This is a genomic window from Streptomyces physcomitrii, from assembly GCF_012273655.1.
Classification (GTDB): domain Bacteria; phylum Actinomycetota; class Actinomycetes; order Streptomycetales; family Streptomycetaceae; genus Streptomyces; species Streptomyces physcomitrii.
Map to the genome: position 1 here is coordinate 91,612 of NZ_JAAWWP010000014.1, position 11,591 is coordinate 103,202.

Here is an 11,591-nt window from a genome sequence, read left to right on the forward strand (position 1 = left end):
GTGGTCCTGGACGGCACCCGGCCGCGGGCAGCACCCGGCTCCCGCTCGCGCCCTTAGGAGGGTGCGAGCGGGTGGCGGGGGCGCTGGCGGGGGGTGGTGAGGGGCGGGCGGTCAGTGGTGGGCGGGGCCCGCCGACGGTGACCCGCCGTGGGCGCCGTGGGGGGCCAGGTCGATGACCGCCTTCGGCTGCACGACGAAGGGACGCATCATCATCATGTCCTCGTGCTCGTAGATGTGGCAGTGGTGCAGGAACCGCCCCGGCGTGTGGTGGAACCGGGCCGCCACGGTGACCAGTTCGGCCGGGTTGAGCGCGATGGTGTCCTTGGGGCCCTTCTCCGCCGCGCTCAGCTCTCCGGCGCGGACCCGCTTGAGGGGTTTGGAGGTACCCGCGCCGTAGCCGCCGCCGTCCAGCTCGAAGAAGGTGAAGGCGCTGACGTCGTAGACCTCGCGGGAGAGCGCCGAGAACGCGGTGGCGTGCAGATGCATGGGGTGCGGGTAGGAGCCCTCGGACTTCTCCAGGCTCAGAAAGCTCCACCGCTCGGTGCTGCCCGCGGCGACCGTGAAGGCCACCGGGTCCTGGTACGAGGAGGCGACGCGCTTGAAGGTGCGTACCCGCCCGTCGGCGTCCTCCAGTTGGACGATGCCGTCCTGGGGGAGCTTCCCGGTGGGCGCCTCGGTCTCCGCCATCTCCCAGAGTTCGGGGTCCTTCGGGTAGACCGGCGTGAGCACCACCATCCGCTCGGGTGCCTTCGCGGCCTTCTCCGGGGCCACGGGCGTGAAGGCGGCGCCGAGCACGGCGGGCGGCCGGAAGCCGGTGTCCTCGGCGCGGCCGTGGACGCGGAACTGCATCACGTCCTCGCGGATGCCGGGCTCGGGCAACGCGTTGACCAGCCGCAGCCGCCGGCCGCGGAAGGCGGAGAAGTCGACCAGGACATCGGCGCGTTCGGCCGGCGCCAGCGCGATCCCGTCCGCGAGCGGTGCGGGCTTCGGCAGCAGTCCGGCGTCGGTGCCGATCTGCACGAACCTCTTCGCGTCCACCGCGGTGCCGTCCTCGGTGACCAGCTTCAGGAGATAGGGCCGGTTGTTGGAGGCGTTGAGCAGCCGCAGCCGGTACCAGCCGCCCGCCACCTCCGCGTAGGGCCAGATGCGCCCGTTGACGAGGGTGAAGGGGCCGGTGAAGGGCCGCACCAGTTCGTAGGGGTCGTCGGCGACGACGATGCCCTTGTAGAGCAGGTCGCCGGTGAAACGGCCCTCGGCGTCCAGATCGAGGTTGCGGTCGAAGAGGACCAGCGGCAACTCCCGCTCCCCGGCGGGCAGATCGAGGCCGTCCTCCTCGGCGTCGCGGATCAGATAGGCACCGGCGGCGAGCCCGCTCATCACGTTCAGATGCGTGATGTGCATGGCGTGGTCGTGGTACCAGAGCCCGGTCGCGGCCTGCTGGTTCGGGTACTCGCTCAGCTGGGCGTGCCCGGGCAGCACCGCGTTCTCGGCCCAGCCGTCGTTGCCGCCGCCGGTGACCGCGCCGTGCAGATGGACCGCGGTCCACGGCGGCAGCGCGGCGACGTCCCCGCGCGGGTCGGCGCCCTCGCGGCCGGGCCGGTCCCACATCAGAGGCTGGCCCTCCTCGAAGGCGAAGGGCACCCGGACCGCGGCGAGGGGGAAGGCGCCGGTGAGGTCGTTCTCCCAGGCGATCCGCAGCCGCTGTCCGCTGCGCGCCTCGATCGTCGGCCCCAGATGCCCGCCCTCGTACGTCCACAGCCGGGTGGCCGGCAGGTCCCGGTGCAACCGTACGGAGGCCGTACGCATCGACACCGTGAGCCGTCCGCCGCGCCCGCGCAGCACCGGCGGGACCGGCAACCGGTCCGCGAACGGCGCCAGTTCCCTCGCCGCCCGGGCCGCCCGCGCGGCGGCCGTCAGCCCGCCCCGGGAGGGGGCGGCGGTGGCACGGGCCTGGGTGAGCGCACCGGGCACCCGCTCCAGGCCGCTGCCCAGCGCCGCGGTCATCAGCTCGGGGCGAGCGGCCACCGCGCGAGCCGCACCGGCACCGCCGGCACCGGGGTGGGTGAGGAGGGCGGCGCTCGCCCAGGCGGCACCACCGCCCACGGCACCCGCCCCGATGAGGAACCCGCGTCTGCCCAGGGCGTCCCGCGTGAACAGGGAAGAAAGGTTCATGACGGGTCGGCGGCCATGCTCTCTATCAGGCTCTTGGGACGCAGATCCGTCCAGTTCTTCTCCACGTACTCCAGGCATGCCGCACGGCTGTCCTCACCGTGCGCCACCGTCCACCCCGCCGGGACCTCGGCGAACGACGGCCACAGGGAGTGCTGTCCCTCGTCGTTGACGAGCACCAGGTACACCCCGTCCTCGTCCTCGAATGGGTTCGTCACGAATCCTCCTCCGTACAATCAACTTAGGTAAGCCTAACCTTAATACGGAGACAGAGGCAAGCCCTCGCCCCTCCGGCCACCTCACACCCCGCGTCCCCCACCACCTGTGAACACCGGCCCCTGCCGGGCCTGTTGACGAGCCCGGGGCACCGGGAACGGACGCGCCGGGTGAACGGCGCCTCCCCGATGGTGAGTTGGACCCCGGCGCGACCGGGAACCGTGCCTCCGGGGGCCGTTGAGGGGCGCCGGTCAGACCGTGGTGCGGCGCCTGCGGAAGAGGACCCAGGCGAGGTAGACACCGCCGAGGACCGCGGTGGTCACCCCGACCGGCAACTGGCTGTCCTGCTGGGTGTCGTCGACCAACTGGAGCCGGGCGAACAGATGCAGCACCTGGTTGGAGACCAGATGCGCCGCCGAGAGGAGCAGCGCCCCGCTCGCCCCGGCCGCCATCAGACTCACCCCCGGACTGCGGGCGACCAGCATCGCGATCTGCGGAGCGGCCAGGGCCACGAAGGGCACCGGTCCCGCACTGGCCACCGCGACCGCGCACAGCCCGACGCCCAGCACCGTCAGCACCAGCCGGCTGCGCCCCACGCCGACCCCGAGCCCCCGGGCCAGGTCGTCGCCCATCTCCAGCATCCGCAGCCGCCGCCCCATCACCACGCTCACCGGAAGCAGCACCGCGAGCGCCACGGCCATGACCTGGACCGCCCCCCAGGAGCGGCCGCTCAAGGTGCCGATGAGCCAGATGTGCGCGTTCTGCGCGTTGTGCAGCGTGGAACGGGTCAGCAGATACGAGTTGACCGACCCCAGCATCGCCGTCACCCCCAGACCGATCAGCACGAGCCGCACACCGTGCAGCCCGCCCCTGCTCGCCAGCAGGAACACCACGGCCGCGGTCGCCAGCCCCCCGCCGATCGCCCCGACCGCGACCTGGGCACTGCTGCCGCCCACCACCAGGACCGCGATCGCGCCCGTCGCCGCCCCGCTGTTGAAGCCGATCACATCAGGACTGGCCAGCGGATTGCGCGAGAGGTTCTGGAACACCGCGCCGCTGACCCCCAGCGCGCACCCCACCAGCAGCGCGAGCAGCGCCTGCGGCAACCGCTCCTGCGTCACGAAGAACACCGCGAGCCGATCACCCGTACCGAAGAACAGGGCGCGCGCCACCTGCGCGGGAGCCACCGCGTACGCCCCCGTGCACAGGCTCACCACGAGGAGCACACCCGCGAACGCCAGGCACCAGGCACACACCCACGCCGTACGCCGATGCACCCGCATCGAGACACCCCGCCACCGCAGCGACCACATCCCCCCGGCCGCCTTCACACCCCCGGCGGCAGAACCGGCGGGCCCGGCGGTGGACGCGGACTCGGGCTCGGTCGGTGCGGACACCCGGGCGGCCGTCACAGCGACACCTCCTTGCGGCGGCGGACCATCGCGATGAAGACCGGGGCACCGATCAGCGCGGTCACCGCACCGACCTCCAACTCCCCCTCCGGCAGCACAAGACGCCCCACGATGTCCGCGCCCAGCAGCAGCACCGGCGCGAGCAGGATGCAGTACGGCAGGCTCCATCGCAGATCGGGCCCGGCCAGCCAACGCGCCACCAGCGGAATCACCAGGCCCACGAAGCCGATCGGGCCCGCCGCCGCGGTCGCCGCCCCGCACAGCAGCGTCACCGCGACGACCGTCCCCAGCCGCGTCCGGGCCACATGCACCCCGAGCCCTCTTCCCAACTCCTCCCCCAGCGCAAGGGAGTTCAGCGACCGCGCCAGCAGCAGGGCCAACACCAGTCCCACTCCCACGAAGGGCGCCAACTCCCCCACCAGCTCGGGCCGCCGCCCCGCCAACGACCCCACCATCCAGAACCGCAGATAGTCGTAGGTCGCCGCGTCGAAGACCGTCAGCCCCGCGATCAGCCCGCCCAGGGACGCGCTCACCGCCGCCCCCGCCAAGGCCAGCCGCACCGGAGTCGGCCCGCCGCGTCCCGAGGCCCCCAGCACATACACGACCACACTCGCCAACGCCGCCCCCGCGAACGAGAACCACACCAGCGACAGAAAACTCCCCACGCCCAGGAAACCGATGGCGAAAACCACCGCCGCCGAGGCTCCCGCATTCACTCCCAACAATCCCGGATCCGCCAGAGGATTACGCGTCAACGTCTGCATCAGCGCCCCCGCGACCCCCAGCGCGGCACCCGCCAACAGCCCCACCATGGTCCGCGGCACCCGCAGCTCACGCACCACACCCGCCGCATACGAACCGTCGTCACCCCACAAGGCCCGCCAGACCTCGCCCCAGGAAACCCCCTTCACCCCCACCCCCACGCTCAGCACCACCAACACCAGCAACACCCCGCCCACGACCACCAGCCCACCGCCCCGCAACAACACCCGCACCACACCACCGCCGGACCCGGGAACAGACCCAGCAGAGGCAGAAAGAGATCCCGGAACCGAGACCGATTCCGACCCCGAGAGCGAATGCGGAGCGGAATCCGAAGGGGAATCAGAAACTGAATGGTCATGAGGAAAAGAACCCTTGGTACGCACTACTTCACTCACCCGCCCGCAGAAACCAACGACACAAAAACCCGCCTGCACAAGAAGCCCGTCAACAAAGTCCCCCGCCGGTACGGGAAGCCGGTTACACGGCAGCCCCGTTCACGGCATCGCTTCTTCCTCCCCACGTCACCCGGGACCGCGTTCGGCTCCGTCCAGACCCACGACAAGGCGTCCGTCCAGACGTCCGTCCGGCCAAGGGCCCGGACACGTCAGGACACACAACCCCGCATCGTAAAGTAAGGCTAACCTTACTCACCAGAGCGAAGGCAGCCGAGATTCACCTCCACCTCCCAGCAGGCAGCAGGCGCCGCGGACACCTCCATGACCAAGGGATCGACGGCGCAGGGAAGTTCACGCCCGGAAGCGTGAACCCGACGTCAGGGCAGGGCAGTTGGCGCTCACGGCCGGGGGCCGGAACCCTGACGCGGAGAAGCCTCCGGACCGGTCAGGAGGGCAGTGGACCGCTGTGCGTCCGATGCTGCTCCACCAGCTCCGCCCGCGTGGTACCCAACCGCTCCGCGAGCACCTCCGCGACACCGCGCAGCAGCACGACCCCCAACGCCGGTCGCATATCGCAGAGTTGCCGTACCGAGGCACCGTCGAACTCGTAGGCGCGTACCTGCGTGAACGCCTCCGCCCCGAAGTCCCACTCAAACGGCGGAAACAGCCAGGACCATCCCAGCAGGTCGCCCGGCCCCAGGGAATCCACCACCAGTCTTCCCCGCCCCGGCACCCACACATCCAGGGAGACCACCCCCGACCGCACCACCCAGAACCGGTCCGCCACGCCACCCGCCTCGCAGACCCGCGCGTCGGCGGGGAAGCCCACCTCCCGCGCCAGGGACATCAAGGGCGCCCGGAAGTCACGCGGCACCACATTCAGCAACCGCACCGAACCCACGACACACCACCTCCCGCGCCCGCCCCACCTGGTCAGGCATCTCCCCCAACCAGCCTAAAACCGGACACCGGAACCAGCCTGACGAGGCGCCCCGCCGTCACGACACCGGACAGCGCCCCGGCCACGGTCCGTACTCGTCGATGACGTGCGGTGAGTCCGCCGGAGGTCTCCGCGAGGACCGTGAGGCCCTCAGGAATCCCGGCGGATGGCGACCAGGGCGACGTCGTCCTCCAGGCGGGGGTGGGCGAAGGAGCGCAGGTCCTCGCGGATCGTCGCCAGCAGGCGCTCGGGGTCGCGGTCGGTCCAGCGGGCGACGCGTTCGGCAAGCGGGTAGAAGGACCCCGCCGCGTCACGGCACTCGATCACCCCGTCCGTGTAGAGGAGCAGGGTGTCACCGGGAGCGAAGTCGAAGGCGTCGACCCGGACCGGCTCGGCGGCCAGATCGCCCAGCCCCAGGGGCACCGCGGGCCGGCTCGCGGCCAGCTCGGTCACCCGTCCGTCCCGCAGCAGCAGCGGCGAGGGATGCCCGCAGTTCAGCGCCCGGATACGGTGCTCGCCCTCCGGCAGGTCGACCACCACGGCCGTCACGAACCCCTCCAGCTGGCGGCGCTTCACCCCGCGCCCCTCGGCCCCGGCCCCCTCCTTCTCCTCGCTTCCCCGCTCCTCCAGGTCCTCCCACAGACTGCTCTCCAGCGAAGGGGCCAGCTCGGGCAGCGGCGTACGGCTGCGGGCCGACCGGCGGAAGGCGCCCAGCAGATCCGAGACCGTCGCCACCGCCGACAGCCCCTTGCCCTGCACGTCGCCCACCAGTACCCGGGCGGTCGTCCCCATCGACGCGGCGGCGAACAGGTCCCCGCCGATCGCGGCCTCCTCCTCCGCCGCCAGATAGCAGGACGCCACCGCCAGCGGCCCCACCCGCTGGGGCAGGGGTCGCAGCAGGACACGCTGTGTCACCTCCGCCACCCGCCGTACGCGCGTCAGCTCACGCTCGCGCCGTCGCCGGATCGCGCTCGCCATGGTCGAGGCCGCGCAGATCAGTACCGCCGTCGCGACGACCACCGGAAAGTTCGCCACCCCCACCAGACCGTTGAACCAGGACGCCACCACCACGGAACCCAGCGTCGCCAGGCCGATGACCAGCACCGCACCCGGTCCGCAGAACACCGCCGCCAGCGGCGGGGCGGCGACCATCAGCCCGCTGATCCGGATCGTCCTGCCGCCGGCCAGATCTATCAGCAGCAACAGCAGCGGCACCCCGAGAACCACCCAGAACATCAACCGCTCGTACCGCCCCACCCCTGACCCGGTGCCCGCACCGGGGTGCGCACCAAACTCGCCAAACCCCACGAAACTCATACAAACAAAGTACCGACAGAACCCCACCAGCCGCCTGCCCACACCGCCCCGACCATGGGCGCGGAGGGCCGACACGAAGAACTACGCGCGCAGAACCGGCGGCCCGGAGCGACCGGCACTTGGGAGAAGCGGACGACGGTACGCGAGGGGCACAGGGCAGGAGGGGTCAGCGCGCGTAGTTCCTCCATCGGCCAGGCCGGGCCGATGGAGGAAGACTGACACAGCAGCCACACCATTACACAGAGTGATCAAACATCAGGGTCCTCGGAGAGCCGGGGGCCACCTCACCCCTCCGCCTGAGGCACGAGCGCGCTCCACGCCGGGCCCGCCACCGCCGCCTCCACCTCGAACTCGACGCGCACGGTGGGCGGAGAACCGATCAGCTCAGCGGCCCGGTTCGCGGGCAGGGACCCCACGGGGGGCACCTCCCGCTCCCACACCATCACCGCACCCCACCGGTTGCCCACCGGATCGGCCACCCACAGCTTGAGGCACAGTCCCTCGACCCGCTCCCAGGACGCGGCCCCCTCCGCCTCCAGCGAGTCCCGCAGGGCGGAGAGGGTCTGGCCCGACCCGTCCAGATCCCACCAGACGACGACAGCTCTCACAGTCCCGGCACCTCCACGCTCCGACGGGCGAGAGCACTCGGCTCCCCTTGCCTACGCCTCGGGGACCTCACGCCCTGCCGCCCCCGCACCCCCGCGGCTCCACGCCGTCACCAAGGAACCGTGCCGTTGTCGTCCTGCGAGGTGCCGGTCGGGCCGTCGGGGCCGAGCGTCGCCAGGCGGACCGCGATACGGGCGCCCTCCTCGACCGTGCGGTGCCCGCGATGCCCGTTGATGTCCGTGGCCGTGAACCCGGGGTTCGCCGAATTCACCTTGATCCCCGTGCCTCGCAACTCCTTCGCGTAGGCGACCGTCAGGGCGTTCAGCGCCGTCTTCGAGGACTGATACGTCATCAGGTTGTAGCCGCGGAAAGGGGATTGCTCATCCGCGTTCAGCGTGAGCGAACCCGCGTCGCTCGACAGGTTCACGATGCGGCCCGCGGGAGAGCGACGGAGCAGCGGCAGCATCGCGTTGGTCACCGTGACCACGCCGAAGACATTGGTCTCGAAGACCTCCCGCATGTCCTCGCCGCCCGCCTCGCTCGGCGGACCGCTGAAACTCCCCACGATTCCGGCGTTGTTGACCAGCACGTCCAGCCGCCCGTACTCCCGCTCCACCCACTTCGCGAGCGCGGCCACCGACACGGGGTCGGTCACGTCCAGCCGCACCGCCCGCACCCGCAGACCCGCGGCGGCCAACTCCCCCTCGGCCCGTTTGCCCCGCACCTCCGCCCGCGCCCCGAGGAGGCACTCCACCCCGAACCCCGCGAGCTGCCGCACCACCTCCAGCCCGATCCCCTTGTTCGCCCCCGTCACCAGGGCAACTCGCCCATCCGACACGCTCATCACCCCTCATCGCCACGGACCACAGACCCCACACACCCGCACACCCGCACACCGTGCCCATCGCGTCGGCCGCACCGGAGTCGGCAGCCGCCGCACCCCTCAGCCGACGTCGCGCCCGGCCTCAGGCCGCGGCCGGGACTCCGAACCACCGGGCAAGGGCCTCGGTCAGCCCCTCCAGGGGCTCTCCCTCCCGGCCCACCCAGGCCACGTATCCGTCCGGGCGCACCAGGACCGCCCCCACGCCCGCGAACAACTCCCGCGCGGCCGTGTCCGTGCACCGGACGGCAACGGTGTCCACCCGGTCCGCCCAGTCAGCACCCCCGGTCGCGGTGGAGCCGGTGAAGTCGAGGAGGACGCCCCGCGCCCGGTGCAGCAGGGTGAACGCCTCGACCGGCGTACCGTCCGGGCCGGTCAACTGCCGTGCGGGCAGGCGCCGTCCGAGCAGGGGATGGTCGCCCGGCCCGACCTCGTAGCGGATGTCCAGGCCCGTCACCATGCCGATCAGGTGGGTCCGTACCTCCTCGTACGCGGTCAGCTCCTCGAAGACCTCGCGCATCGGGTCCATCGCATCGTCCGAGAGGTAGAGGGTGCGCTGCGCCAAGGTGTTGGTGAGCACCCGTGCGCCCACCGGATGCCGTTCCTCGTGATAGCTGTCGAGGAGGCCCCCCGGCGCCCAGCCCTGCACCTCGGCCGCCAGCTTCCATCCGAGGTTCACCGCGTCCTGCACCCCGGCGCTCATGCCCTGGCCGCCGATCGGCAGATGCACATGGGCCGCGTCCCCCGCGAGCAGCACCCGCCCCCGCCGGTACGTCACCGCCTGGCGGCTCGCATCCGTGAACCGCCCGACCCACAGCGGCCGTCCCGCGCTGATGTCCTCACCGGTCAACCGCAGCCAGGCCTCCGCCACTTCCTCGAAGGACGGGCGGACGACCTCGCGCTGCGGTACCGCGGCACGGTCGTAGTAGGTCACCCTGAAGCGCTCGGGGCCCTGCTGGAAGCAGAGGACCATTCCGCCGGCTACGCGTTCGCCGTTGGGGCGGGGGCGCACCCGTACGCCCTCCACCTCGGCGAAGGACATCTCCACGCCCGCGTCCGAACCGGGGAATTCCACCCCGGCCCGTTTGCGCACCAGGCTTCTGCCTCCGTCGCATCCGACCACAAAAGCCCCGCGCACCCGGACCTGAGCGCCCTCCGCGGAACGCGCCTCGACCACCACCCCCTTGTCCTCCTCGGTGAATTCCGTGACCTCCCACCCGCGGCGTATGCGCGCCCCGAGTTCCTCGGCCCATTTCTCCAGGACCGCCACCGTCAAGGACTGGGGTACGGCCTTCGCCCCGTACGAACCGCCTTCCACCTCGCGGTAGTCGAGGCCGACCCCGCCGAAATGCCCCATGTCGATCGTGCCGAATCCCCCGAAACGGGGCAGCAGGCCCCGCTGGTCGAAGACCTCGATCGTCCGGGCGGTGAACCCCAGCGCGCGCGACTGGTCGACCGGTACGGCCTCGCGTTCCAGCACCACGCAGTCCACGCCGCCCAGCCGCAGCTCCCCGGCGAGCATCAGCCCGACCGGGCCCGCGCCCACGATGACCACGTCGGTCTCCCACACACCCGAGCCATCGCGCTCGCCGAACTCACCCACACCGATCAGCCCTTCCCACACACCGCAACGCGACCCCAACCCCACGACGGGGAAGGGAAGAAACCCGGGAATTGGTAACCAACAGACGACAGAAGAAGCAGACCACAGAAGACGGAGGAACAGAGGAATAGAGAGACCGCAGAGCGCGGAGGAAGGTCAGGAGAGAACAAGGCGAAAGGAGGCGGGCGGCATGAGAAGCGGGAGAGCGGAGGTTCAGGGAGCCGCTCTCCCGGGAATTGCTGCCGTGCCGGACCGGACGCCCCGCCGCGGAGAGCGGATCAGTCCGTGTAGAACTCGATCAGCGCCGGGCACAGCACCTCGGGCGGTACGCGATGCCAGACCCCGGGCAGTTCCAGATGCCGGCCCCGCCCGAGCGCCTTCGCCGTCTCCTGGGAGGCCGCCCGCAGCCAGTCGCCGGTCTGCGTACTGCTGACCACCAGCGTCTCCACCTGCGTCCGGGCCAGCCGTTCGACCGGCAGGCGTCCGTCGCCGCAGACCGCCGTGTCGTAGGGCAGGGTGTGCGCCACCGCCTCGTTCGCCGCCCACATCGGCGAGTTCTTCCACTCCTCGACCATCTCGGGGGTGAAACCCACCAGTTCGAGCAGGAACATCTCGGCGGCGTCACCATGGCGCCCCTGCTCCAGCAGGCTGTCCAGGCGTTCCGCGAAACCCGGCGGGGGGCCCACATGGCCCGCCACCCGGTACGGCGGTTCCAGCAGCGCCAGTTTCCTCATCGGCGCGCCCACCATCGCCGCTTCCAGGGTCAGCAGGGCACCGCTCGATCCCCCGAAGACGAAAGGCTCGCCGCCCGCCGCCTCCATCACGGCGGCCAGGTCCTCCACCTCGCGCTCCACCGCGTATTTCTCGGCGTCACCGCTTTCCCCGCGGCCCCGGCGGTCATAGGCAAAGGTCGTGAAATTCGCCTCCAGTTCGGTGACGATCGAATCGAAGATGTGATGGTCCCGGAATCCGCCGCCGAGCAGCACCAAGGGAGGGCCTTCTCCCTTTCGCTCGTAAGCAATGGCGGTCCCGTCCGCCGACACCACATGTTCCATCACAACCCCCTCGACATCGAAAACCACACCCCGAATCCAGCCCCCACAACCAAGCAACCCACCCGCCCCGCCGTCAACGCGTACCCGGACCGCACACCGAGCCGCGCCACCTGCCCGTTCAACCGCGGAAACACCGCACTCGCACGGGCGCACCCGACCGGCTACCCTCACGAAAAATCCGCCCCACCCCGCCCGCCGCAGCACACCGCACCGCTCAATTCACGTCACACCGA

10 protein-coding genes are annotated in these 11,591 nt (G+C 71.2%); all 10 read right to left on the bottom strand.

Translation table 11 applies throughout. The features are described 5' to 3' along the window. Window positions 1-111: 111 nt before the first annotated feature. The 10 genes from HFV08_RS21720 to HFV08_RS21765 all read right to left on the bottom strand — a co-directional run bounded on the left by HFV08_RS21720 (window position 112) and on the right by HFV08_RS21765 (window position 11,358). Window positions 112-2,172, bottom strand: a complete 2,061-nt coding sequence (locus HFV08_RS21720; protein ID WP_168541582.1) for a multicopper oxidase family protein — start codon at window positions 2,170-2,172, stop codon at window positions 112-114. Beyond that, window positions 2,169-2,387, bottom strand: a complete 219-nt coding sequence (locus tag HFV08_RS21725; RefSeq protein ID WP_040245994.1) for an MbtH family protein — start codon at window positions 2,385-2,387, stop codon at window positions 2,169-2,171. Before HFV08_RS21725 ends, HFV08_RS21720 begins: the two co-directional genes overlap by 4 nt. A gap of 249 nt (window positions 2,388-2,636) precedes the next feature. Continuing rightward, window positions 2,637-3,698 (bottom strand): FecCD family ABC transporter permease, encoded by a 1,062-nt coding sequence (locus tag HFV08_RS21730; protein ID WP_168541692.1) that lies wholly within the window; start codon window positions 3,696-3,698, stop codon window positions 2,637-2,639. A gap of 95 nt (window positions 3,699-3,793) precedes the next feature. Then, complete coding sequence (locus HFV08_RS21735) at window positions 3,794-4,795, bottom strand: FecCD family ABC transporter permease (protein ID WP_168541584.1); 1,002 nt, start codon at window positions 4,793-4,795, stop codon at window positions 3,794-3,796. A 607-nt stretch (window positions 4,796-5,402) separates the two neighbouring features. Continuing rightward, window positions 5,403-5,804 (bottom strand): Crp/Fnr family transcriptional regulator, encoded by a 402-nt coding sequence (locus tag HFV08_RS21740; RefSeq protein WP_168541694.1) that lies wholly within the window; start codon window positions 5,802-5,804, stop codon window positions 5,403-5,405. A 243-nt stretch (window positions 5,805-6,047) separates the two neighbouring features. Further along, on the bottom strand, window positions 6,048-7,133 hold the full coding sequence (locus tag HFV08_RS21745; protein ID WP_168541586.1) for a PP2C family protein-serine/threonine phosphatase: 1,086 nt from the start codon (window positions 7,131-7,133) through the stop codon (window positions 6,048-6,050). A gap of 365 nt (window positions 7,134-7,498) precedes the next feature. Next, the gene (locus HFV08_RS21750; RefSeq protein WP_168541588.1) at window positions 7,499-7,822 is read right to left on the bottom strand and encodes a hypothetical protein; all 324 of its coding nucleotides are present in this window, start codon (window positions 7,820-7,822) and stop codon (window positions 7,499-7,501) included. A gap of 107 nt (window positions 7,823-7,929) precedes the next feature. Next, the gene (locus tag HFV08_RS21755; protein ID WP_168541590.1) at window positions 7,930-8,664 is read right to left on the bottom strand and encodes an SDR family oxidoreductase; all 735 of its coding nucleotides are present in this window, start codon (window positions 8,662-8,664) and stop codon (window positions 7,930-7,932) included. A 121-nt stretch (window positions 8,665-8,785) separates the two neighbouring features. Continuing rightward, entirely contained in the window at window positions 8,786-10,303 is a 1,518-nt protein-coding gene (locus HFV08_RS21760; protein ID WP_312885775.1) for an FAD-dependent monooxygenase, read from the bottom strand. A 278-nt stretch (window positions 10,304-10,581) separates the two neighbouring features. Continuing rightward, window positions 10,582-11,358, bottom strand: coding sequence for an alpha/beta fold hydrolase (locus HFV08_RS21765; protein ID WP_168541592.1), 777 nt, complete (start codon window positions 11,356-11,358; stop codon window positions 10,582-10,584). Between the last annotated feature and the right edge of the window lie 233 nt (window positions 11,359-11,591).